The organism is Olivibacter sp. LS-1, from assembly GCF_008245145.1.
GTDB lineage: Bacteria > Bacteroidota > Bacteroidia > Sphingobacteriales > Sphingobacteriaceae > Olivibacter > Olivibacter oleidegradans.
The window spans coordinates 796,962-820,970 of record NZ_CP041643.1; the positions used below are offsets into that span (position 1 = coordinate 796,962).

Annotated in this window: 19 protein-coding genes and 1 riboswitch; of the genes, 7 read left to right on the top strand and 12 right to left on the bottom strand. The window is 41.1% G+C overall.

Annotation, left to right across the window (positions count from 1 at the left end; all coding sequences use genetic code 11):
• Window positions 1-39 precede the first annotated feature (39 nt).
• On the bottom strand, window positions 40-1,824 hold the full coding sequence (locus tag FKG96_RS03125) for a M56 family metallopeptidase (protein WP_130854679.1): 1,785 nt from the start codon (window positions 1,822-1,824) through the stop codon (window positions 40-42).
• Window positions 1,825-1,829: 5 nt separating this feature from the next.
• Complete coding sequence (locus FKG96_RS03130; RefSeq protein ID WP_013664529.1) at window positions 1,830-2,207, bottom strand: BlaI/MecI/CopY family transcriptional regulator; 378 nt, start codon at window positions 2,205-2,207, stop codon at window positions 1,830-1,832.
• A 312-nt stretch (window positions 2,208-2,519) separates the two neighbouring features.
• Between FKG96_RS03130 and ahcY the strand changes: the two genes are divergently transcribed.
• Window positions 2,520-3,836, top strand: a complete 1,317-nt coding sequence (gene ahcY, locus FKG96_RS03135) for an adenosylhomocysteinase (protein WP_130854678.1) — start codon at window positions 2,520-2,522, stop codon at window positions 3,834-3,836.
• A 25-nt stretch (window positions 3,837-3,861) separates the two neighbouring features.
• On the opposite strand, the gene FKG96_RS03140 is transcribed toward ahcY, so the two are convergent.
• Complete coding sequence (locus tag FKG96_RS03140; protein WP_149105135.1) at window positions 3,862-4,188, bottom strand: DUF6686 family protein; 327 nt, start codon at window positions 4,186-4,188, stop codon at window positions 3,862-3,864.
• A 248-nt stretch (window positions 4,189-4,436) separates the two neighbouring features.
• Here FKG96_RS03140 and FKG96_RS03145 point away from each other — a divergent pair, with 248 nt between their 5' ends.
• Window positions 4,437-5,153: a pyridoxine 5'-phosphate synthase gene (locus FKG96_RS03145; RefSeq protein WP_013664533.1), complete on the top strand. Its 717-nt coding sequence runs from the start codon at window positions 4,437-4,439 to the stop codon at window positions 5,151-5,153.
• Between the two features lie 67 nt (window positions 5,154-5,220).
• Here the strand turns inward: FKG96_RS03145 and FKG96_RS03150 are convergent, their stop codons facing one another.
• Complete coding sequence (locus tag FKG96_RS03150) at window positions 5,221-5,640, bottom strand: nucleoside-diphosphate kinase (RefSeq protein ID WP_013664534.1); 420 nt, start codon at window positions 5,638-5,640, stop codon at window positions 5,221-5,223.
• 148 nt (window positions 5,641-5,788) lie between these two features.
• Here FKG96_RS03150 and FKG96_RS03155 point away from each other — a divergent pair, with 148 nt between their 5' ends.
• The 4 genes from FKG96_RS03155 (at window position 5,789) to FKG96_RS03170 (ending at window position 9,884) form a co-directional block, all read left to right on the top strand.
• Entirely contained in the window at window positions 5,789-6,802 is a 1,014-nt protein-coding gene (locus FKG96_RS03155) for a bifunctional oligoribonuclease/PAP phosphatase NrnA (protein ID WP_130854676.1), read from the top strand.
• Window positions 6,803-6,854: 52 nt separating this feature from the next.
• Window positions 6,855-7,829, top strand: coding sequence for an FKBP-type peptidyl-prolyl cis-trans isomerase (locus FKG96_RS03160; RefSeq protein WP_130854675.1), 975 nt, complete (start codon window positions 6,855-6,857; stop codon window positions 7,827-7,829).
• A 91-nt stretch (window positions 7,830-7,920) separates the two neighbouring features.
• The gene (locus FKG96_RS03165) at window positions 7,921-8,685 is read left to right on the top strand and encodes a TatD family hydrolase (RefSeq protein WP_130854674.1); all 765 of its coding nucleotides are present in this window, start codon (window positions 7,921-7,923) and stop codon (window positions 8,683-8,685) included.
• A 182-nt stretch (window positions 8,686-8,867) separates the two neighbouring features.
• Entirely contained in the window at window positions 8,868-9,884 is a 1,017-nt protein-coding gene (locus FKG96_RS03170; RefSeq protein WP_130854673.1) for an asparaginase, read from the top strand.
• 97 nt (window positions 9,885-9,981) lie between these two features.
• On the opposite strand, the gene FKG96_RS03175 is transcribed toward FKG96_RS03170, so the two are convergent.
• Complete coding sequence (locus FKG96_RS03175) at window positions 9,982-12,111, bottom strand: S9 family peptidase (protein ID WP_130854672.1); 2,130 nt, start codon at window positions 12,109-12,111, stop codon at window positions 9,982-9,984.
• Between the two features lie 146 nt (window positions 12,112-12,257).
• On the opposite strand from FKG96_RS03175, the gene FKG96_RS03180 reads away from it, so the two are divergent.
• Entirely contained in the window at window positions 12,258-13,355 is a 1,098-nt protein-coding gene (locus FKG96_RS03180) for a DUF2891 domain-containing protein (RefSeq protein WP_130854671.1), read from the top strand.
• 99 nt (window positions 13,356-13,454) lie between these two features.
• On the opposite strand, the gene FKG96_RS03185 is transcribed toward FKG96_RS03180, so the two are convergent.
• The 7 genes from FKG96_RS03185 to FKG96_RS03215 all read right to left on the bottom strand — a co-directional run bounded on the left by FKG96_RS03185 (window position 13,455) and on the right by FKG96_RS03215 (window position 23,990).
• A complete protein-coding gene (locus FKG96_RS03185) occupies window positions 13,455-15,962 on the bottom strand; it encodes a TonB-dependent receptor (RefSeq protein WP_130854670.1) in 2,508 nt (835 codons plus the stop codon).
• Window positions 15,963-16,033: 71 nt separating this feature from the next.
• Window positions 16,034-16,178, bottom strand: a riboswitch (TPP riboswitch).
• A gap of 635 nt (window positions 16,179-16,813) precedes the next feature.
• Window positions 16,814-17,230 carry a hypothetical protein gene (locus FKG96_RS03190; protein WP_013664542.1) on the bottom strand — a complete coding sequence of 139 codons (417 nt, stop codon included), beginning with the start codon at window positions 17,228-17,230 and terminating at the stop codon, window positions 16,814-16,816.
• Between the two features lie 65 nt (window positions 17,231-17,295).
• On the bottom strand, window positions 17,296-18,726 hold the full coding sequence (gene rlmD, locus FKG96_RS03195; RefSeq protein ID WP_130854669.1) for a 23S rRNA (uracil(1939)-C(5))-methyltransferase RlmD: 1,431 nt from the start codon (window positions 18,724-18,726) through the stop codon (window positions 17,296-17,298).
• Between the two features lie 287 nt (window positions 18,727-19,013).
• The gene (locus tag FKG96_RS03200; protein ID WP_013664544.1) at window positions 19,014-20,360 is read right to left on the bottom strand and encodes a deoxyguanosinetriphosphate triphosphohydrolase; all 1,347 of its coding nucleotides are present in this window, start codon (window positions 20,358-20,360) and stop codon (window positions 19,014-19,016) included.
• Between the two features lie 39 nt (window positions 20,361-20,399).
• Window positions 20,400-21,908 carry an alpha,alpha-trehalase TreF gene (gene treF / locus FKG96_RS03205; RefSeq protein WP_256377671.1) on the bottom strand — a complete coding sequence of 503 codons (1,509 nt, stop codon included), beginning with the start codon at window positions 21,906-21,908 and terminating at the stop codon, window positions 20,400-20,402.
• A 38-nt stretch (window positions 21,909-21,946) separates the two neighbouring features.
• Window positions 21,947-22,939, bottom strand: a complete 993-nt coding sequence (locus tag FKG96_RS03210) for an SMP-30/gluconolactonase/LRE family protein (RefSeq protein ID WP_130854667.1) — start codon at window positions 22,937-22,939, stop codon at window positions 21,947-21,949.
• A 10-nt stretch (window positions 22,940-22,949) separates the two neighbouring features.
• A complete protein-coding gene (locus FKG96_RS03215; protein ID WP_242627113.1) occupies window positions 22,950-23,990 on the bottom strand; it encodes a fatty acid desaturase in 1,041 nt (346 codons plus the stop codon).
• Between the last annotated feature and the right edge of the window lie 19 nt (window positions 23,991-24,009).

Consider the following 24,009-nt stretch of genomic DNA (forward strand, 5'->3'; position numbering starts at 1 on the left):
ACATAATGTCAGATTATATACTCGGGGACAAGCAGGTAGTTACTTCTCCGAATCTATCTTTTTCTGATCTGACCTTGCTTTAAATTCTGCTTCTACTTTTGCCTGGAATGCTTCAGAACGCCGTGCTAATGCAGCTGCTTTTTTTGCAAGCGCTTCCTGCTTTGCTTTAAATTCAGGTGTTTCAAATTGCTTTTGAAAAACTTCAGCCCGCTTGCTTAAATCGTTCGACCTCTTTTCGAGGGCTTCTCTTTTTGCCTTTACTTCGGGGCCATTCATTTTCTCTTCAATTTGTTTAGAAAGGTCTTCCAGTTTCCTGCTCTTCTCTTCCATTTCCTTTTCTTTCTGCTTCCACTCATTTGATTTAAAATAGGTGGAATCGTGGCCCCCTATCGCACGAAGCCCCATCTCTTGTGCTTGTTCTTGTACATCTTTCATAGCTGCTTTCCACTCTGGAGAGTTAAAAAGCTCGGTCGTGCTCAGCTGCGCTAGTTCCGCTGCATTTTGGCTCAGCTCTTTTTGAAAAGTCATCCATTCGGGCGTCTCAAATTGCTTCGCTACTACTTCCCCTATTTCTTTGCCATTAGCTTCAATCTCTCGCTGCAAGGTTTTCCACTCAGGAGAAGAGAATAACTTTACCACACTTTCAGTTACTTTTAATTCGTCCAAGGTATCTGGTTTCGATGGGGGTGCCAAGGGTGCTGTCGGTGCAAGAGGCGCTAAGGGAGGAAGAGGCTCCAATGTTTCCGCAGAAGGACGACGAGGAATAATGGGCAAAGGCGGTGCAGGACGATCTGCTTCTGCCAATACAGGAGGTTTAGGCGGATGCGGTACAGTGTCATTAGCGGGACTGACCCAAGCCAAGCCTAAGGCTCCTGCAATTAAAAGTGCCATTGCGCTCAATTTATGGCGTGTATTTAATGTTGTAGTTTTCATAATGGTTATTCTTTTAATTCGTTGAAGAAGATGTTCTTTATTGTTAAAGGCCCCTAAAGCTAGAGACGGTGAATTTTTCGTGCGAGCACTTTCAAGAGATAGCAAGGCATAAGCATATACCATAGCATCTCCTCCGTAATTAAGCACTTCGTCATCGCAGGTATATTCTCTCTCCTTTTCGAGCATTCTACATAATATTCGTACAAAAGGATTAAAGAACAAAATTGCTTCAACCAAACATTTTAACATGTTAAGCACATAATCATTTCTACGGATATGACTAAGCTCATGAATGAGTATGGTTTCTACTTGTTTAAGGTCAAGAGCTGATAATGCCGCTATTGGAAATAAAATAAGGGGCTTGAAATATCCAATAACTGTTGGAATCTCTACCTTTGCGGAAAGGTAAAAACCAACCTTTTTCCGTATACCCATCGTTTCATTGAGGCGGGTAAATATCCTTTCCCAAGGTTCCGGGACACCCCCTTTCTCTGCCCTTCTTAATTGGATAATCCCCAAGTACCCAACCATTAAAACCGTGAATTGTATACACACCCCTAGTATATAGAAAAGGCTCATATACGGAAAGTAGCGTTCTAATATCAATAAACTATCGCTATTTCCATTGGCCACCGAAACAGCGATTCCTTCTAATGAAACCGGGAGCTGCGTCTTACCAATTGCTGTAGAGCCGGGCAGGTAACTGATGAAGGTTCCAATGAAAGCAAACAGCAATACACCTAAAAAGGTAAATAAGAGATTTACTTTTTCCTTTGCTGATAAATAAAAAACAGACACCAACACATAGGCCATCCCCGCTAATAAGGCGCCTTGCCACAACGAGTGCAGCAGACTCCAACCAAGTGCGTAAATTAAGGGTGCTAAGTTCATTTTCTTTATTTTTTATTTTCCAAATCGTTTAACAACTGCCGTATTTTCGCTAACTCGGAATTGCTCGCACGATGGTTTCCAAGCGCCTGCATAACCAAACGTGTTGCAGAGCCATCAAATAAATCCTTTATAAATTTATTGACCAACTGTTGTTCCGCAACATCCCTGCTTACCGCAGCCCGATAAACGTGAGTCTTATTACTTTCATCGCGTGCCACCAGTCCTTTCGTATGCATAATTTGCATAAATTTTAAAATAGTGGTATATCCGACATCTTTATCGGAAGCAAATTGTTCATGCACCTGCCTAACGGTACAATCGCCCCGCTCCCACAGAATCTTTAAGATTTCCAATTCACTTTCCGTTGGTTTTATCGTTTTCATTAGCCTCCTGGTTTTCGCTCGCAATCGTTGTCTATAATATATACCTTATCATTACGAAGTATTTCGTAGGTAAATATACGAAGAGTTTCGTATATCCAAAATTATTTAGGATATTTTAACAGATTGCGCTCACTTTTCCTGTCGTCTTGATGCGTACCTTTATTTTGATAGCCACAAAGCGTATATGTAATATTACCTATTGCCAACACAATTCCTCCTAAATAGTTAGTAACTTTGCAGAATATTAAACATAGAAATGCATGCTCCATAAAGGAGTTTTGTCAGATCATTAACAATTTATATCAATAAACTATGTCATCAGTAGAGACAACGTATGTGCCCTATAAGGTTAAAGATATTAGCTTAGCAGCATGGGGGCGTAAAGAAATCGAATTAGCAGAAGCCGAAATGCCCGGTTTAATGGCTCTGCGTGAAGAATACGGAGCATCAAAACCTTTAGCGGGCGCTCGTATCGCCGGTTGTTTACACATGACGATCCAGACCGCTGTTTTAATCGAAACGCTAGTTGCTTTAGGAGCGGAAGTCAGTTGGTCATCCTGCAATATCTTTTCCACACAAGATCATGCCGCCGCCGCTATTGCTGCCGCAGGTATTTCAGTATATGCATGGAAAGGCTTAACGGCCGAAGAGTTCGATTGGTGTATTGAGCAAACGTTGTTCTTTGGTGAAGAGCGAAAACCGCTCAATATGATATTGGACGATGGTGGGGATCTTACCAATATGGTATTCGATAAATACCCGGAATTAATCAAAGGTATCAGAGGTTTATCGGAAGAAACGACTACCGGGGTACATCGCTTATACGAGCGCATGAAAAAGGGAACGCTTCATTTACCGGCTATCAATGTGAATGATTCGGTGACCAAATCGAAATTCGACAATAAATATGGATGTCGTGAATCTTTAGTTGACGCAATCCGGAGAGCTACTGACTTGATGTTGGCAGGAAAAGTCGCTGTTGTTGCTGGCTATGGTGATGTGGGCAAGGGATCTGCAGAATCATTGAGCAGCGCAGGTGTACGGGTTATTGTAACTGAAATAGATCCAATCTGTGCTTTGCAGGCCGCAATGGAAGGTTATGAAGTAAAAAAATTCGCGAACGCCGTTAAAGAGGCGGATATTATTGTTACTACCACCGGTAATAAAGATATTGTTCGCGCAGAACACTTTCCGCTAATGAAGGATAAAGCAGTTGTATGTAATATCGGACATTTTGATAACGAAATTGATGTTGCTTGGTTAAATAAGAACTATGGTCACACCAAGATCGAAATAAAGCCACAGGTTGATAAATATACGATTGACGGAAAAGACATTATTCTCTTGGCAGAGGGCAGATTGGTTAACTTAGGTTGCGCAACGGGCCATCCTTCGTTTGTGATGAGTAACTCATTCACCAATCAAACGCTCGCACAAATTGAACTGTGGGCGAATACGGCTCAATATGAAAACAAGGTTTACACCTTGCCCAAACATTTGGATGAAAAAGTTGCCCGCCTACATTTAGCTAAAATCGGTGTAGAGTTGGATGAACTTAACGAAGAACAGGCCGCCTATATCGGTGTATCGGTGGAAGGTCCCTATAAGCCAGATCATTATAGATATTAAGTAAAAAAGGAGCTGAGCTCCTTTTTTACTTTTCTCCTTTTAGTATATCATAAACATTTGCCAAGTAGGCAGATTCCGTTAATACTTCTTTTATATCTTCCCACTCGTCTTCTGTAAATGCTAGGCTAATTTCGTCGACGGCAGAGTGCATCAGTAACCGATGTTCTCCATCAGGGAAACAGATCGAACGTTGTTGAAATACGTACTTTTTGATGTGCGCCAAAAATAAATAAAACTCCTGCTGTTTAAAATTCAACAGAATGTTGTTATGCCAAATAAAAAACATACCACATTCGGTACACTGACTAACCGTTGCTCTGTTTGATTGACATAATATTCTCGTATTACACATATATTTGGCTTATTGTGCCTGCTTTAGCCATGCCTTAAGCATGGCTAAACAGGACTTTTCGAAATATTCAAACTGTTCTCGTTCTTTTGAATACACAAATATATGTTTATTTTTAATCATTCTAAATAACAATTAGCTTGTGACATTGAGATTACAAATCCGGGCTGTAGAAGTAGAAGAGCGTTTTAGCTCGTAGCCTTGTATTTGAAAGCAACATTCTCTATGTTTGTCTAATAGTCTATTATATCATGACAAAGCTTTCAGTTAATATAAATAAAGTAGCTACCTTGCGGAACAGCCGTGGGGGCAACAATCCCAATGTACTACAAGTAGCGCTGGATTGCGAAAAATTTGGTGCACAGGGAATCACCGTGCATCCTCGCCCCGACGAAAGGCATATACGCTATCAGGATGTTTATGATCTAAAGGCCGCTATTACAACAGAGTTTAATATTGAAGGAAATTGTAGGGAGAAAAAATTTGTTGACTTGGTACTTGCCAATAAGCCAACCCAGGTAACACTCGTTCCTGACGAACAGGGACAAATAACCTCTAATCACGGATGGGATACTATAGCCAATCAATCTTACCTGAAAGAGATGTCAGCACTCTTTAAAGACGCTGGGATACGGGTTTCGATCTTTGTAGATCCGGATCCCAAAATGGTAGAAGCAGCAGCGAGTACCGGTACAGACCGTATTGAATTATATACAGAAGCTTACGCTACCAATTATTACAAAAATCCCGCGGAGGCCGTTCAACCTTATGCGGAGGCAGCGAAGCTCGCACATGAATTGGGTTTAGGACTAAATGCCGGGCATGACCTCGATTTGCATAATCTGCAATACTTTCGCAGCCAAATTCCGCACCTCTTGGAAGTAAGCATCGGACATGCTCTTATAGCAGATGCGCTCTATCTAGGTTTGGAAGAAACCATTAAGCGCTATAGAGCCCAATTGAGCTAGAAAGGTATAAGGCAGAAGGTTTAAGGAAATACCCTACGCCGTAAAGCCTTATACCTTACCACCTTTCTTAGTATTGTTCCAAGGCAGAGAAAAAGAAACTTCCCTCAATAGCTGCATTTTCATCTGAATCAGATCCATGTACCGCATTTGCCTCGATGGATTTAGCATATTTATTTCGAATGGTTCCGGCCTCCGCTTTACTTGGATCAGTTGCACCAATCAATTTCCGAAAATCTTCCACGGCATTCTCTTTCTCCAAAATAGCTGCTACGATGGGCCCGGAACTCATAAAAGCCACCAAATCTTTGTAAAAAGGGCGTTCTTTATGTACGGCATAAAAAGCGCCTGCAGTTCCACCTGTTAAGTGCGTATACTTCATTGCAACAATCTTGAACCCTGCTTCGACAATGTCGTTTAAAATTGCCCCGATATAGCCATTGTTAACTGCATCGGGTTTGATCATGGTAAAAGTTCTATTAGTAGCCATCTATTTAAATTCTAATTTTTGCAAAAATAAGCTTTTATGTCCACTTTGTTTCCTTATTTCAAATATTGTCCATATATATGTAAGTACGAATTTTTCTTTTGAATATCTAAGAAAAAAATTAATAGCTTTGCAATCTTTAAAACACTGCATGTTAACGATTACCACGCTGAAACAAATATTAGCCGAACCCAAAAGTATAGTTATAACAACTCACTATAAGCCTGATGGAGACGCTTTAGGATCGTCTTTGGCTATGTTGTTGTGGCTAAAAGCCCATGGACATCAAGCGCGCCTAATTGTACCATCAGATTATCCATCCTTCTTAGCATGGATGCCCCACCAGGAAGAGGCAATCATTTATACAGAAAACAAAGCACTCGCAGATAAGCTGATCGCAGCGTCTGATTTAATTTTTTGCTTGGATTTTAACGGTCTTGCGCGTACACATGACATGCAGCCTATTTTAAGTACAAGCCAGGCCACAAAAGTGATGATTGATCATCATTTGGATCCGGAAGGCTTTGACCAATTCAGACATTGGAACCCCGAATCAGCCGCAACGGCTTACCTAGTATATGATTTTATTGTTAATCTGCTGGATGACCGATCGTCGATCACACCGGAAATTGCAACTTGCTTGTATACCGGTATTATGACTGATACAGGTTCCTTTCGTTTCCAATCTACTACCGTAGAAGTGCACTTGGCGATAGCCGACCTGATTTCTTTGGGCGCAAAGAACGCCGAAATACATGAGCGGGTATACAATAGCTCTTCAGAAAATAGATTGAAGTTTTTAGGCTTTTGTTTACTCAATCGCTTGGTGGTACTCCATGAATACAATACCGCCTATTTCGCCATAACAAAAGAGGATTTAACCCGTTTTAATATCGTCACAGGCGATACAGAGGGTTTGGTCAATTACGCCCTGTCCATTAGTGGCATAAAGCTCGCCGCCCTTATCATTGATCGTACCTATCAAATCAAATTATCCCTACGTTCTGTTGGGACCTTTCCTGCAAACGAAATTTGTGCTAAATATTTCAACGGTGGAGGGCATCGCAATGCGGCCGGCGGTCATGATGATCATCCTTTAGAGCGGGTGGTTGAAAAATTTAAAGCAGTTCTTCCCGCTTATAAGGAACAACTTATGGATAATTAACAATATGTACAGAACTATACAGAAAATTTAAAACAGTAAAAGAAAGCAAATAATGAAAAGAACATCCCTTATTTTAGGTTTGGCAGCTTTAACAGGATTGGGAGCTACGTCATGCCAAAGTTTCAAAGACGGTGCAGGTGGCATGCAATATAAAATTGTAAAAGAAGAGGGAAAAACTAAAATCAAAGAAGGTGATTTTATTTCCCTTGGTGCAGTAATCTCTACCGAAAACGACTCGGTTCTCAATAGCAGCTATGAAATGGAGCAACCTTTCTATTTGGCAGCACAGAAATCTATGTATCCCGGCGACATCTTCACGGCTTTATCCATGTTGGGAGAAGGAGACAGTGCCGTGTTCAGATTGAATATTGATACCATGGTAGCAAAAACGGGCCAACCTCGTCCTCCATTTAAAGGACAATACATTGTACATACGTTCAAGATCAACAAAGTCATCCCTAAAGGAACGCTTACAGACAGTGTCTTCAACCAGGAGGTAGAAAAATATATTGCCCAAGATCGCGAAAAAGCAAAGAACGCGGAAGCAGGAAAGATCGAAAACTATATTAAGAAAAACGATCTTGAAGTCAAGACGACAAGCTCAGGCCTCAAATACTCGATCGAAAAAGAAGGAACCGGTAACAAACCAAATGTAGGCGATACCGTTGTCGTACATTATACCGGTAAGTTTTTGGGCGGAAAGATCTTCGATTCAAGCGTTAAAGAGGACGCAAAAAAAGGAAACGTATACAATCAAATGCGCGAACCATACGATCCGATTCGTATTCCGATCGGTGTAGGAGCCGTTGTTCCGGGCTGGGATGAAGGATTAGCTTTATTATCTAAAGGTGCTAAAGCAACCTTGGTCTTGCCTTCAAAATTGGCTTATGGTGAGCATGGAAGCATGGGTATTCAACCTTACACGCCCCTGGCTTTCACCGTAGAAATTGTTGACATCGTTCCACAAAAAGCAAAACCGGCACCAACTGCCGCAGCACCGGACACACCCGCAACTGCTAAAAAATAATGATAAAGCCCGTCGCATTTCGATGGGCTTTTTTGTTTTTGTTCGGCTCATGACTGACCGTCTTTAAGTTTTTTTATATAAGTTTGCCCATATGCAACTTACCGACACCCATACGCATATTTACTATAATGAAGGAAGCGCATTAGAGGAACAGATCGTGCGTTGTAGGGAGAACAGCATTACCCGTTTATTTCTACCCAACGTGGATAATGAATCGATCGAAAAAGTTTTTCATGTAACAGATACGTACCCTGATATGTGTTATCCGATGTTGGGACTACATCCATGTAGTGTCAAGGATGACTTCAAGGAGGAGTTGGCTCTGATTGAAAAAGCACTATTAGCAAAATCAGTGGTAGCAATCGGTGAAATAGGCCTTGATCTTTATTGGGACAAATCAACACTTCCACAACAGCAAGAAGCTTTCCGAATACAGGTCGCTTGGGCAAAAGAACGTGGTCTCCCCATCGTTATTCATTGCCGTGAAGCCTTTGACGAGCAATTCGCTTTACTGGAGGAACTGAAGGACGACAAATTATTCGGGATCTTCCATTGCTTTACCGGCAGCTTGGAGCAGGCACAACATGCTATCTCCCTGGGCTTCTATTTAGGCATTGGGGGAGTTGTTACCTTTAAAAATGCGGGTCTCGATAAAGTAGTTGAACAGATAGACTTGAAGCATATCGTCCTCGAAACAGATGCGCCCTATTTGGCGCCCGTTCCCTTTCGCGGAAAACCAAATGAGAGTAGTTATCTTATCCACGTAGCACAGAAAGTTGCCGATTTACACGGCATAGCGATAGAGGAAGTAGCAAATATGACCACTCAAAACGCACTGCATGTTTTTGGAATGTAACTATTTCACTGCTACAAATAGGGTCTGATGGACGAGGAGAACCATACGCATTATATTGCATATACTTGTGTCCAAAGGAGCTCCAAAACGAATACTTGTGAAAAAAGACGATTTTATCTAAGTTTACAATGCCTTGAACCTGGGCAAAACGAGCTCTGTTAAGAGATGCAACGCTAATTTACATGAACAATATACTGATATTATACACTGGGGGAACAATAGGAATGGTTACTGATGAGACATCAGGAAGCTTTGTTCCTTTCAACTTCGAATTGATACATAAAAATGTACCTGAACTAAGTCGCCTAAACTATAACCTGTCTATTCACTCTTTTGATCCTATCATCGACTCGTCCAACATGCAACCGGCCATATGGGTGCAAATGGCGGAGCTTATTAAAGATAACTATGACTTATATGATGGCTTTGTAATCTTACATGGTTCGGATACGATGGCATTTTCTGCTTCCGCTTTAAGTTTTATGCTGGAAGGTTTGCAAAAACCGGTGATTTTTTCGGGTTCTCAGTTACCTATCGGCGAAATTAGAACCGATGCCCGCGAAAATTTGATTACAGCGCTGGAAATCGCTTCAGCGAAAAAGCATGGACGCTCCCTAATACAAGAAGTTTGCATCTATTTTGATAGTAAATTGTTTCGCGGGAATCGCTCCTTTAAATATAATTCGGCGAAATTCGAAGCTTTCCGGTCGCCAAACTACCCGGTTTTAGTCGAGGCAGGCGTGCACTTGAAATACAATCGCCCTGCATTGATGAATAATACCGGTAAAGATTTTATATTACATACCAGGATAGACAATTCGATATCAGTCCTCAAGTTATATCCGGGTATCAGTAAAGAAGTTGTTAAGGCCGTGCTGGAATCCAATGCACGTTCCGTTATTATGGAAACCTTTGGCTCCGGCAATACCACAACGGCTACTTGGTTTCTGGATATGCTTAGAGCAGCTATTCGCGATGGGAAGAATATTGTTAATATTTCACAATGTAAGGTAGGTTCTGTTGAATTAGGCCGATATGAAACCAGTCAATGGCTAAAGGAAATGGGCGTACTCAGTGGTTTTGATATGACTTTCGAAGCGGCGGTAACCAAGCTAATGTACCTTCAGGGCGAGTTTGAAAGCCAAAGTGAAGTGGCTCGGTGGGTAGAAGTGAATATCAGAGGAGAATTGACAGACTAATTTATGCGTTGAGTAGAGAAATGGAGAAAATAGTTGAGTAGGGAAATTGTTAAAGGATTACTTAACGACTTAACTACTCAACTACTTAACGACGCAACTACTCAACATTCCCCTCCAGGGCTAATAAGAACGCGTAATTCAAGGCAATATCTTTCAGATAATCAAATCTACCGGAAGCGCCTCCATGTCCAAAGTCCATCTCTGTTTTTAGTAATAATACGTTTTTATCCGTTTTCGTAGCCCGTAACTTTGCTACCCATTTTGCCGGTTCAAAATACTGAACCTGGCTATCGTGCAAGCCCGTAGTTACTAACATATTTGGATAAGCCTTTGCTTCTATGTTTTCGTAAGGCGAATAACTTTTCATATAAAAATAGGCCTCTTTATTCTTTGGATTTCCCCACTCATCAAACTCATTCGTAGTGAGCGGTATTGTTTCATCTAACATGGTGTTTACCACATCTACGAAAGGCACTTGTGCAATAATACCATTCCACAAATCCGGCGCCATGTTCATTACAGCCCCCATTAACAACCCGCCGGCACTTCCTCCCTGCGCATATAGATGTCCTTTGCTTGTGTACTGTTTATTAATAAGATATTTCCCGCAGCTAATAAAATCAGTGAAGGTATTTTTCTTTTTCATCATCTTCCCGTCTTCATACCATTGTCTTCCCATTTCTTGTCCCCCTCTAATATGAGCGATCGCAAAGACGAACCCTCGATCCAACAGACTCAAACGGGGGCTGCTAAAAGTTGGATCCATCGATGCCCCATAAGAGCCATATCCGTAAAGCAATAAAGGGGCGCTACCATTCCGTTCAAATCCCTTCTTGTAAACCAATGATATGGGAATGCGAACGCCGTCTTCTGCCTCTGCATAAAGTCGCTCGGTTACGTAAGCTTTCGAATCATAGCCTCCCAGTACCTCTTGCTGTTTTAAAAGCGTTTTTTTCTTCTCTACCATATCATAGTCGAATGTGGAAGAGGGAGTCGTCAGTGAGGTATATCCATAACGAACGATCGACGTATTATATTCCACATTTGCCTGTGTGTAGGCGGTATAGGCTGCCTCGCCAAAATCCAGGTAATGTTCTTCCCCGTTCCGGAGGCTCCTAATATTCAACTGCGTTAATCCATTCTTTCGCTCGGAAACGACTATAAAGTCCTTAAACTCGTCTATGCCCTCCAAAAGCACGTCCTTGCGATGCGGAATAACTTCTTTCCAATGTTCAATATCCGTCTTATCCAAGGGACACTCCATCACCTTGAAATTCAACGCGTCTCTATTAGTCAAGATTAAAAACCGGTCCTCTAAGGCAGTCACTTCATACAACACATCCTTCATTCGAGGCTGGAACACTTTAAACAAATCGCTTGGTTTATCTGCAGAGATAAATCTGGTTTCCGAACTGGTTGTTGCCCCCGAATAGATATAAATAAATTTGCCCGATTTAGCTCTGGCTACGCCTATGTAATTACTATTATCTTTCTCTTCATAAACAACCAGGTCCATACGCACATCGGTACCAAGCTCGTGTTTTTTTATCTTTTCAGTTAACAATGTCACCGGATTCTTCGCCGTATAAAAGAAGGTTTTGTTATCATTTGCCCACGCAACGGCACCGGTGGTTCCTTTAATCTCCTCCGTATAAAGCGCCCCGGTTTCCAGATTTTTAATAAATATTGTGTATTCTCTACGAGATACGGTGTCTACACCGAAAGCCATTAATTTATTGTCAGGGCTGATACTGAAGCCGGTTGCACTGAAGTAAGGATGTCCTTCTGCCATTTTATCAACATCCAATAAAATCTCTTCTGTTGCATCGAGCGATCCCTTTTTTCTGCAATACTTAAAGTATTGTTTGCCGTCTTCCGTTCTAGTATAATAAAAATACCCGTTTTTAAAATAAGGTACAGACTCATCCTTCTCTTTTATACGAGCCCGCATTTCTTTGAATAAGGTTTCCTGAAATTCTTTAGTACCCGACATCATGGTGTCGAGATAGGCATTTTCAGTATTCAAATAATCGATTACTTTCGTGCTATCAGGTCCTTTTTTAAAGTAATCAATCATCCAATAATAATTATCTACTACCGTATCGCCATGGATTGTTCTTTCGTGGGGAATCTTCTCTGCAACCGGTGCTTTTGAATCGGGCCACCGATATCCTTGTGTTTCTTGATTTTTCTCTCCGCAGGAGGCTAAAAGTGTTAATAATATCATGGGTATATGTTTCATGTTGGACAACGGAACTTACCAGTACTAAGATAAACATTTTGAAGCGATCTGTACCTAGTAAATAAAATAGGACGCTACCCTTGTCTCGCTTCATTCAAAGACTTATATTCAGCGCTAAATTAACGTTCACAATGATAAATAAAACCTTTATCCTTTCACTTTTCTTGCTATATGGTCTCTATTCCTTATCGCATGCCCAAGAAAAACTCTATAGTGAAGCTCAAGGGAAGTATGTTCTCAATGTAGCCGGTGCCTCCCACCTAGCTAAGCTACCGCTGAAATGTATGCAGCAAGAATTTCCTTACAAAACGAGTGTCACCTTTTCGGACACCTCCTTAATAACAAGGCCCAGAAATTACCATCCGGCATTTTATGGTTGCTTCGATTGGCATAGCAGTGTACACGGTCATTGGATGTTGGTAAGATTGCTCAAACTTTTCCCTCATCTCCCGGAGGCAGCAGAGATTCGAACTAAACTTCGTACCAACCTAAGTGCAGACAATATATTAACGGAAGTCGAAATTTTTAAAGATGAGCAGCAGCGGGGCTTTGAAAGGACCTATGGATGGGCATGGCTCCTACAGCTGCAAAAAGAGCTGTTATCGTGGAACGATCCCTTAGGAAAAGAACTAAGTAAAAACCTTGAGCCCTTGGCACAGCAACTCGTTCGCTTGTATATAAATTACTTACCCAAGATGAATTATGCGGTACGCGTGGGTGAACATAGCAATCTGGCTTTTGGGCTGACTTTGGCCTATGACTATGGAATGGAAACAAAAAATGATTCTTTGCTTCATATTGTTCGGGAAACCGCGCTACGCTTCTACAAAAAAGACACGGGATGTCCAATCAATTACGAACCGGGTGGCTCAGATTTTCTGAGTCCTTGTTTAGAGGAGGCCGATTTAATGTGGCGTATACTCCCCGCAAAAGACTATGCTTCCTGGATCGAGCGGTTTTTACCTGATTTATTTAACGGTCCGGCAACCCTCACACCCGGAACCGTAACAGACAGAACCGATGGTAAGTTGGTGCATCTAGATGGTTTGAATTTAAGTCGTGCCTGGTGTCTATACGGTATTGCCCACCACAGTCGTAAAAACAAGGCGGCTTTAATTAATCTGGCAAAGAAACACCTTACAGCCGCTTTACCACATGTCGCTAGCGGAGATTACATGGGCGAGCATTGGCTGGCTTCTTTCGCCGTCTATGCTTTAACCATACAGTAAGAAGGTAAGGGTTTAGGGCAAGGCATTAAGGCACCGTATGCTTAAAGCCTTGCCCCTACACCGTATTCTTTACACCTTTTACCTCAAACCTTCCCGTCCTTAAAATTTTACATTAAGTCCCAATAGAAAGTTCGTTCCTGCTTGCGGGAAGTAGAAATTTGATGTATAAACCGCCGGATCTCCTTGATAAATAGAACTATAGGTATAACCATTCGACTCATATTTTTCATTGAAGATATTATTAACTAATAAGGATAACCCGATATTCTTTACGCTTTTAAATTTCAATTGATAGGACAATCGTAAATTATTGACAAAAAAGGCATCTAAACTTCGATCAACATTCGAGGTATTGTCGAGGTATTGTCTTGATACATATTTAGAGATAAACGCAATTTCTCCGTTTTTTACCGGTACGAAAGCCAATTCGCTTGATCCAACGAAAGAGGGTGAAAGCGCAATCGTTGTACGTTCGTAATGATTTACCTGTTGATCTGACACATTCCAATCAGCGTCATAAATATTAATGTATTCGTAAAAGTCCTTGATTTTGTTGCTACTTAAAGCACCGGTCAATGCCCAAGAGAAGGTACGGATAGGCTGCCATTTCACATCGGCTTCCAATCCCAGGCGATAGCTATCGGGGACATTCATGCGTGTTTGGGCGCCAACATCGTTAATCTGTCCTGTTAGAATAAGCTGATTCTTATATAGCATCGCATAGCCATTGATTCCCATATTAACGTGAGCGGTTGACAAGCGATAGCCCAACTCGATATCTTGCATACGCTCTGCTTTTGGCCTACTATCCGGTGTGGAGTTTTCATAGTCATCCCGCACAGGCTCTTTATTGCCAACGGCATAAGAAAGATACGCTTGGCTATTGTTGGCAAATCGATAAGTCATACCTACTTTTGGGTTAAAGAAATTGAGGTCCGCTTCTTGTTGCACGTTATTCAGATTTCTATCAAAACCTAGGAAAGAATAGGTGACACGCCTGTATTGCACATCTGCAAAAAGTGAAAAGTTTGCCATTTGATATTCCCCTTTTGCGAATATATTAAAGTCTGTTTTCTTGGCATCATTAAAGTAATACCGATAACGCGTATCAAATGCGCCCTTATCAATCTCATGAGCTGCACGTTCAAACAAGGGGTTTCTAGACCATGTGATGTCTCCATAATGATCTCCTTTATATTCATTATAAGCCCCGCCAAGGGTTAGATTAAGCTGGTCGCTGGCTTTATATTGCCCGGAATACGTTATCCCGTAAAAATGGTTGGACAACCATCTTTCCCGTACCAGGTCTGTTGAAGAAATAGTACTATCTCCAACCGCTACGGGGGCTAAACCATAGTCTTCGTATGCAGCGCCTGTTTTATATTCTTCGTAATAACCACGCCCTCTCGTGTAATGTAAAGCGCCATTTAAATTAAGTTTATCCGATACACTCGTAGAGTATAAAAGTTGGTAATGATCCTGCTGATAATTGTCGTTTTGATTTTTATATAAGAAAGAATTATAGCGACGGGGATCTGCGTTTCTTATATTCTCTGCATCTTCTCCAATTAACCCATTTGCTGATATATAGGCCTCTATATCAGCGGCCGTTCCAAAAAGCTTTTCTTCAGGCACACCGTTCCACGCTTGATAGGTTTTTTCCTTCCCGGAAAAGACATTGGCTCTTAACAAGCTTTTTTTTCCATACCAAGCACCGCTTAAAAAGAAAGACTTAAGATCAGACGCACCACGATCAACGAAACCGTCCGACTTAATGCGAGACAGACGACCATCAAAAGTGAACTTATTATTGATTAGCCCTGTACCAATTCGCACGGTATTTTTCCAGGTATTGAATGATCCGTAAGAGTTATCTAATTCGGCATAGGATGTATCAACCCGTGTATTCGTTTGTATATTGACACTGGCACCGAAGGCGCCCGCTCCATTCGTAGAAGAACCAACACCACGCTGAATCTGTATATTGTCCACAGAGGACGCAAAGTCGGGAAGATTCACAAAAAAAGACCCCATACTTTCTGCATCATTATAAGGAATTCCATTGACCGTCACATTTACCCGCGTAGGGTCGCTTCCTCGGATACGCATTCCTGTATAACCAACGCCTGCACCCGCGTCTGAGTAAGTGACAACACCGGGTGTTTGATCAAGCAAGTACGGCAAATCTTGCCCTAAATTATTCTTTGCGATATCCTGACGGTTAAGATTCTTATACGTTGTTGCCGCATTTGCATTAGCTCGAGTGGCATTAACAATAACTTCATCGGCTATAAACTCCTGTTGGCTCAATGACACAATAAATTCTTCAGTCGATGGTAAAACCAATTTCTTTTCAACGGGCTTATAACCAACATAACTTATACGGATCGTATAGCTTCCGTCTTTTAGATTCTTAAACAAGATATTACCTTGCCGGTTGGTTTGCCCGTTTGCTAAAGACCCTACTACAGAAACACTGGCACCACCAAGTGGTTTGTTTTCGTCTTTATCGACTACTTTCACGGATAGATTGGTCTGCGCCCATAAGAACATCGGACTAAATGCGGCCAAGATAAAAAGCAAGCCTCTCTTTTTCACAATATACATATATTTTTAATTCGCCTTACCGTTGATAGGGGTTACAACAGTTAATTACTACACTTAAATAAAATATAACCTCATTTGGTAATTCTTCCCTCCCTACGCCGGCATTATCCGGATCAGGTGTTCAGAAAAGTACAGCTTGTCGCTTCCTTTTTCTGATGGGTATAATCTCAGCCCTGATTTGTGTTTTAAAAAAACAAGGCACCCCTTTAGTGATGTACGGGCAAATTTACGAATTATTTTTTTGCTTTCACCAATCTGAATTTAGTCCCAGGAATTACCTTCAGTGAACTTAATATATGTTCTTTATGCTTGATCATAAAGAACCAAACAATCAAGGCTGCACATCCTTCGCTAAAGATTTAGGTTCATCGATCAAATCATGTGGAGCCGCCCCTCCCTTCAATCCACGCTTCGCTTTTCACATGATTTTTTTGCCTTGGCTATCCTAAATCTTCTTAACGCTCACGCTGTGAGGCCGTTCTTTCCGGCCCATCGAGGCCCCTTGCAAAACCGTTCCGAAGTGCTTACATGGCCTTGGAGGATATCGACGCAACGAGCAGCAAAGCATTTGTACATAGGTTCATATTGTAATACCCAAGCGGATTGAAGAAGTGAAACGGCTCCAATACGCGCCAGTGATGCTTTGCCATCAGGTGCAAGGTAGCATCCATAGCCTTGATCTTTGCGTCGGTTTGGATCAAGCCAAAGCGACAAAAAATGATTAAAATAAACGTTCTTTTAATACAACCACCACAACATACAGCAAAATATAAATCACTGATTATCTGGTTTTTATCCTTATTAAGGCCTTTGTGATTCTCCGACCTTTATGCATTTTAAACGATATACTTTTAGCTTTTAACTTCTTCTCCCTTATAAGGATAAAAGACAAAATTTGCACCTTCGGGTACAATAACGAAAAGACACATGAAATCTTCAGGCTTTTTATAGGTCTTTATAAAATGTTCCTTTCGCGATTTAAGAATGACTCCCTTCTCTACAAACTCTTCCAAGGTGGATGCTTGGATAGTCCATTGCGTGCCGAGTTCGTTTCTATCTAATATGAGTTCGCCCAGATTGACCTCATGTTGATGAGCGATAAAAATAGGATATTGAGAGAGCCCTTCCGCCATAATCTCGATAGCAACTTCCTTAATTGAATCTTTATAAAAGTTCAAATCAACGCGCAAGCTCTTTAAGGGACTATCTTTTTTCGGAGCCTGTCCATCGTCACCGGCTTGTGCGGATAATAATTCTTCTAAATTCATTTTCTTTACCGTTATAAGTTTTACGTAGTACGTTATAAGTCTTAAAACGTAGAACTTAAAGCATATTACTTCTTCTTCTCCAATAAAACTACATTTTCCACATGCTGCGTATGAGGAAACATGTCAACCGGTTTAATTCGTTTTACCAGGTATTTCTCATTTAACAAAGCTAAATCTCTTGCCTGCGTTGCCGCGTTACAGCTAACATATACAATTCTCGGAGCCTCCAGTTCTAGCAGCCTTGCTATCACATCCGGATGCATCCCTGCCCGCGGCGGATCGGTAATGATCAAGTCCGGTTTTCCATGGGTTGCCGTAAATTCGGGAGTCAGCACGTCTTTCATATCCCCCGCGAAAAACAAGGTATTCTCAATGCCGTTGATCGATGAATTCAATTTTGCATCTTCAATAGCCGATGGTACATATTCTATTCCGATTACCTGTTTAACATCCAATGCAACGAAATTGGCGATGGTTCCGGCACCTGTGTATAAATCGTATACCAATTCATGGCCCTTTAAGTTCGCAAACTCTTTGGTTATACGATAAAGCTCATATGCCTGTTCTGAATTTGTCTGATAAAAAGATTTAGCTCCGATTTTAAACCGTAATCGCACGGAACGGTTCGGTAAGGACATTTCTTCAAAAATATGGTCTTTTCCCGCGTAGGTAATAATCTCCTGGTCGAAAATCGTATCGTTTTTTTTCTGATTAATGATATACTGCAAGGAGCTAATCTCCGGAAACCGTTCCTTCAAAAATTCCATTACTTGCACAATTTGTTCTTGCGTCGGGTAAGCAAAAACCACCACAACCATTAAGTCGCCCGTAGTTGAAGTACGAATCATCAGATTCCGGAGCGCCCCCTCATGATTTCGAAGATCATAATAGCTAATCCCCTTTTCGATTGTTAACTGTTTAAGTTCATTTCTAATGGCGTTAGACGGATCTTTCTGCAAATAGCAATGTTCTATTCCCAGAATTTTGTCGAATCGTAGCGGAACATGAAAACCTAAAGCACTCATCTCGTGTTCCTTTCCGCTTGCGATATCTTCCGTCGTTAACCAGCGCTTATTTGAAAAAGTATACTCCAGTTTGTTTCTGTAGTATACCGTATGAGCCGAGGGCAAAATTTCTTCCATAGAGGAGGTGTCTATCTTGCCTATTCGGCTTAAAGCATTATCGACACTCTTTTGTTTATACACTAGTTGTGCCCTATAGTCCATATGTTGCCACTTGCAACCACCGCACACTCCGAAATGCGCACAGAAAGCGTCGAGTCTATGTTTTGAAGCCTGTTTGACCTTTGTGATCTTCGCCTCTGCAAAATTTTTCTTTTTACGGATAAGCTCAACATCAACTACATCTCCGGGAATCGCTTTTTCTATAAAAATTACTAAGTCATCGGTCTTCCCAACGCCCTTTCCTTCTTCCGCTATGTCGATAACTTCAATATTCTCGAGCAGCTTTTTGTCCTGTGGAATCTTTTTTTTCATGAGGATGCAAAATTAGGTAAAATGCTCGTTATTCGCGAACGGAAATATGAAGCGGGTCTCTTAAAGATACTTCATCGTTTTTATTAACGACAGAAGAAAAAACGCTTGAAGAGGAAGAAGAATCCCTTCTTTTTTACCGCGCTTTTATCGAAGCGACTTTCTATCATCATCGAAAAATGAAGGAGCTCACGGCGCATAGAAATGAATTTTGATATAAATGTATGTTTTTTATACCAAAAACCAAAACGGTTCTGCGCTTAGCACACGGGTAAAACCGCGGGTGATGTTTAATCGAGCGACGGAAAAGAAATCCCTTTTATTTTTCGAAATAGTTCTACTGCGTATAAATCTGTCATACTGGAAACAAAATCTAATACCGATCGTATTTTTCCGTAGGTAGATCTTTCTTCCCGTTTATATTGGTTAGGAATCAGCGCGGCCACTTTCTTGTCGTAAGATGAGGCGTGGTTGAGATAAGCGGGTACAAACTCTTCCAGTAAACCGCTCATTACCTTGTAACCTGCAACCTCAATTTGCACAACCGCCGGTGCGTTATAAATTTTATCAATTGAAATTCGTTCAATGGTTTTCATAACCTCTTTCAAGTGACTCGAAATATTGTCGATCAAAGAGGATTCAAAATTACCGGACAAAACTTCGTGCTCTTTTGCAAAAAAGACATGAGAACATTCCTGGATCAAGGTGCTAATAGCTTTTGCTCTTAACAAGCTCACGCGACTATCAACATCATTTATATCTGCCAGCCGCTTTTTTATATTTCCGTCATTTGTTAACGGAATCAACAATTCTTCCACTTCGACAGCAGAGAGTATGCCTAACCGATGAGCGTCCTCAACATCAATGATATTATAGCAAATATCGTCAGCAGCCTCTACCAGATAAACCAAAGGATGACGTTTATACACTTCTTGGCAGGATTCATCTTGTTCCATACCAAGTTCTTTGGCTATTTTAATAAACGATTCTTTTTCAGGTTGAAAATATCCATATTTTTTTCGATGGAGGCCTCTTCCTTTAACGTTTCCATCAATCGCTGCACATGGATACTTTACAATTGCCGCTAAAGTACTATAGGTTAATGCAAAGCCGCCGGCTTCTTTCCCGTTAAATTGATGCGTTAAAATGCGCAATGCATTTGCGTTTCCCTCAAAGTGAGTGAGGTCTTGCCATTCAGCAGCTGTTACTTGCTCTTTATACTTCAAGCCATCTCCACTTAAAAAATAATGAGAAATAGCCGCTTCTCCCGAATGCCCAAAGGCAGGATTTCCCATATCATGTGCTAAGCAGGCGCTGGAAACGATATTTCCTATTTCTTGTAAATAAGGGTACTGTTCATCCAGCGCTGAAAACACTTCTTTCTTTTTGGTATAGAAAATTCTGCCCAGTGATCGTCCAACACTGGCGACTTCTAAACTATGTGTCAGCCGGTTATGGACAAAAACACTTCCTGGTAAAGGAAACACTTGTGTTTTGTTCTGAAGACGCCTAAAGGGCGAAGAAAAGATCAATCGATCATAATCTCGTTGGAATTCCGATCTCGCGATATCTTGATTTTTTATTTCCCGATGTTCGTATCCCCAGCGTTTTGCAGAAAGTAGTTGTTTCCAGTCCATTCTTCAAGTTTGCCACAAAGATAAGGCTTAATTGTTTAATCAAAACTCTCCGTACATCTTTATAAATTTAAGCAGCACCCCATTACTCCAACCAAAACCATCCTGAGCAGGATATTCTCCACCTCCAGCCTCTACATGGGCATCAATCACGTTATATTTCTCCATCATCTTTCCTGTTTGTTGGTAAACTTTGGTATTTAATGCGATCCATCGTTTGGCGACATTTGAAGCCAAATCAAATTGACGATAATTTTGCAAACCTTTTACTACCATCCATTGCAAGGGCGCCCAACCGTTGGGTGCATCCCACTGTTGGCCTGAGATTTTGAGCGACGTGATAATTCCGCCACTCTTTAGAAAATTTTTACGAATCATCTCGACCGCTTTCTTTATTCCTTTTTGCGGTGCAATACCAATAAAGAAGGGCGTAAAACCTGCAATTGTAGTTTCTTTTGACAAGGAATCAGTCCGAATATTATAATCATAATACCAACCGTCGCGTTTATTATAGCAATACTGATGAATAGCTTGCTTTCTATATTTAGCAATCCGTTTATATTTGATTGCCTTACCTTTATCGCCCAAAAGTTTATAACTCTTTTCAATCGTCCTTTCCAGATGATACAAAAGACAGTTCAAGTCGATGGGTATAATTCTCGTTGTCTCAATGGTGTGCAGGTCTTTGCCATCTACCATCCATCTCGAACTGAAATCCCAACCGCTTTCGGCACCCGAGCGGATGTCGCGAAATAAACGGGAATCTTTCTTTTCCGCAACAACAGTTAAATGAGCGTCTTCATAGTACGACTCTTGACGGGCAATATTTAACTGGTCATAATACCGATTTAAGAATTGCCCATCCGACATTTCCACTACATGTTTGGCCTTTTGGGTTTTGTCCATCCAATAAGCATATTCTTTTAACAAAGTTCCGAGGTAATCCCGGTACACTGCTCCGCCTTTTATTTCTGCCAATAAATCCAGCATAAGTGAAAAATAGGGTGGCTGGGATCGGCTTAAAAAGTAACTTCTATTGCCATTTGGAATGTGTCCATAGCGGTCGATCATAAAAGCGAAATTCTTTACCATATTTTCAATCATCTCATACTCGCCACTTTCTTGTAAGCCTAGCATGGTAAAATAGGAGTCCCAGTAGTAGATCTCATTGAAACGGCCACCGGGAACGATATAGGGAAAGGGAAGTGGCAACAATGAATTTCCGGGAATCACTTTATCGGGTTCTCTTCTCAGAACCGACCATAATTTTTCTATATGCTCAACAATTGGGGTATTCGCATCACTGTAATACTGAACGTCGTGAGGCTGTGGGAGTTCAAAATTTGCTTTTACAAAATCGATTAATGAAAAGTCTTTTATCTGCCTCTGAATTCGAAAGCGTTGTAAAATCACTTCCGGTGTTTCTTTCGGAATAGCGTCTACGAATGTTTTATTATCGGCGAATATCCGTTGCAACTGGACTTCCTTAAACAAATCGCCATAAATTTGATCTGGAGTTAAACAATGTTCTGTGATGGACATGCCCGTTATTTTTTGCTCCTTCCGATGTGACTTGCTATTACTTTATCTTAACGCATGCGCAAACGCAATACCTGATTACTAGCTGTAATGTACAGGGTTTTATCATTGTCCGCTAAGCAGCAATTGGAAACACGTTGCTTTATATGTATTTTTCCTATCAATTCATACGAACTGTTGAAGATCCAAATTCCTCCAGGGCCGCTAGCGAAAATATTTCCATTTTTATCTACTTTAAAGCCATCGGGCCCGCCACCAAATTTGCTAAAATCGAAAACAATCCCGGCCGACTTCAGGGAATCATCGGGAGTAATGTCAAAAGCATAGAGCATCGGCTTTTGATTGTCCGAATTACCGACATATAACCTATTTTCATTGGGGCTAAAAGCGATTCCGTTAGGCCTGTGGATGCTGTCGATCAACAAGCTTAAGCGACCCATCGTATCTAGTTTATAGACCCCGCAGAAATCCAACTCCTGTTGTTCAATATGTTGATCATTCAATCCATAAGGCGGGTCAGTAAAGAATAAATCTCCGTTACTTCGCTCTACAATATCATTCGGGCTGTTCAATTTTTTCCCCTTCCATTTGGCGGCGAGCGTGGTATATTTAGCTTCGGGATGACTTAATAAAGCGTCCATACGGGCTATCCGCCGATCACCATGCTGGCAAAGAACTAAATTTCCCCGCCGGTCCAATAGCAAGCCATTTGATCCGACTTCTCCTCCTCTTGCCCTGTTACTTGTATATCCGGAAGGTTCCAAATATAATGCTAAGCCCCCTTGTTCCGTCCATTTAAAAACCTTATTGGGTGGAATATCGGAAAACAAAAGCATTGCCGCTTCTTCTACCCACAAAGGCCCTTCCACCCATGTGAACCCTTCAGCAATGATCTCCAAATCAGCCCCGACATTAATTAATTTGTCCAGATCCGTATGGATTCTTTCGATATTGGCTTCTATATTCTTAGTAGGTCGATTTTTAACATCGTTGCCGCAAGAGAACAATCCTGTAAGCGCTATTATGGTGAAAAATTTTAGCATGTGGTTTCTTCTATAACTCCCCTGTCCTAAATAAGTTTTCTTCTCTTCCGTTTTTTTGTAACAGCCGGAAATGCGATGCTATCGCCTTCCAGAACGGGTAACAGTGATAAGGCAAACCATATTCAGCTGCATATCTACGAATTACCCGCGTGATATAAGGATAATAGGTGTGCGCAACCCCTGGAAACAGGTGATGGGCTACGTGGTGCGTAAAGCCGCCAAAGAGGAAATTGGCCAACATACTATCGGCACTAAAATCCTTTGTTACACGCATCTGATGCTCCGCCCACGTTGTTTGCATTTTCCCGTCTTCGGGAGGCATCGGAAAGTGTGCGTGTTCATCAACATGGGTTGATAGCAAGGCTATAACACCTAATGCGCTTCCCGATAAGTGCATCACAAACCAGGCCAACAAAATCATATACCATGGTTGCTGTAAAACCAGCATCGGCACAAACAGCAAATAAAACAGGTTAAAAATCTTACAGGCAAATAATTTGATATATTCAATTTTCGGGATGGTAACTACCCGTTTTAAGTAATTGTCCTTCGTTCCGAAAAAATCTTTAAAATCTCTTATAAAAAGCCAATTAAGGGTGTAAAAGGGATATAATAAAAACATATAAATATGTTGATATTTATGATAGTTAAAAAACGGGCTGGATGGGAATATACGTGCTAAGTCACTCTGTTTAATATCGATATCCCAGTGTTGTATATTCGCATAAGGATGGTGTAAAACCAGATGCCTCTTTTTCCAGATAAAGCTATTGCTGCCGAAAAGTTCGAGCACGTTGGTAAACCATTTGTTGTATTTAGGGTTTCTGAAGACAGCATTATGAGCGGCATCGTGAAAGGCATTTACAAATAATACAATCATAAACATACCCGCTAATATATAGAAGAAAAAAAGACCTCCTTTGGTATGGCCAAAAACCAATATCCCTACATAACTTCCTAAAAAACCAAATAATAGAAAAAAGGACTTTATAATATTTCCTGTTTGTATACGCGGATTTTTAAGAATGTTTTCATGTACTTCTTTCTGCATTTTTTTAAAAAAATCGTCA

Excerpts from the sequence above, each read along its gene's own strand:
- FKG96_RS03210 (WP_130854667.1), bottom strand. The coding sequence starts at position 22,939 with ATGCTAAAATTTTTCACCATAATAGCGCTTACAGGATTGTTCTCTTGC.
- FKG96_RS03140 (WP_149105135.1), bottom strand. The coding sequence starts at position 4,188 with ATGTGTAATACGAGAATATTATGTCAATCAAACAGAGCAACGGTTAGT.
- FKG96_RS03175 (WP_130854672.1), bottom strand. The coding sequence starts at position 12,111 with ATGATATTATTAACACTTTTAGCCTCCTGCGGAGAGAAAAATCAAGAA.
- FKG96_RS03165 (WP_130854674.1), top strand. The coding sequence starts at position 7,921 with ATGCAACTTACCGACACCCATACGCATATTTACTATAATGAAGGAAGC.
- FKG96_RS03130 (WP_013664529.1), bottom strand. The coding sequence starts at position 2,207 with ATGAAAACGATAAAACCAACGGAAAGTGAATTGGAAATCTTAAAGATT.
- rlmD (WP_130854669.1), bottom strand. The coding sequence starts at position 18,726 with ATGAAAAAAAAGATTCCACAGGACAAAAAGCTGCTCGAGAATATTGAA.
- FKG96_RS03200 (WP_013664544.1), bottom strand. The coding sequence starts at position 20,360 with ATGGACTGGAAACAACTACTTTCTGCAAAACGCTGGGGATACGAACAT.
- ahcY (WP_130854678.1), top strand. The coding sequence starts at position 2,520 with ATGTCATCAGTAGAGACAACGTATGTGCCCTATAAGGTTAAAGATATT.
- FKG96_RS03180 (WP_130854671.1), top strand. The coding sequence starts at position 12,258 with ATGATAAATAAAACCTTTATCCTTTCACTTTTCTTGCTATATGGTCTC.
- FKG96_RS03190 (WP_013664542.1), bottom strand. The coding sequence starts at position 17,230 with ATGAATTTAGAAGAATTATTATCCGCACAAGCCGGTGACGATGGACAG.
- FKG96_RS03170 (WP_130854673.1), top strand. The coding sequence starts at position 8,868 with ATGAACAATATACTGATATTATACACTGGGGGAACAATAGGAATGGTT.
- FKG96_RS03155 (WP_130854676.1), top strand. The coding sequence starts at position 5,789 with ATGTTAACGATTACCACGCTGAAACAAATATTAGCCGAACCCAAAAGT.
- FKG96_RS03160 (WP_130854675.1), top strand. The coding sequence starts at position 6,855 with ATGAAAAGAACATCCCTTATTTTAGGTTTGGCAGCTTTAACAGGATTG.
- FKG96_RS03185 (WP_130854670.1), bottom strand. The coding sequence starts at position 15,962 with ATGTATATTGTGAAAAAGAGAGGCTTGCTTTTTATCTTGGCCGCATTT.
- FKG96_RS03215 (WP_242627113.1), bottom strand. The coding sequence starts at position 23,990 with ATGCAGAAAGAAGTACATGAAAACATTCTTAAAAATCCGCGTATACAA.
- FKG96_RS03150 (WP_013664534.1), bottom strand. The coding sequence starts at position 5,640 with ATGGCTACTAATAGAACTTTTACCATGATCAAACCCGATGCAGTTAAC.
- FKG96_RS03125 (WP_130854679.1), bottom strand. The coding sequence starts at position 1,824 with ATGAACTTAGCACCCTTAATTTACGCACTTGGTTGGAGTCTGCTGCAC.
- FKG96_RS03145 (WP_013664533.1), top strand. The coding sequence starts at position 4,437 with ATGACAAAGCTTTCAGTTAATATAAATAAAGTAGCTACCTTGCGGAAC.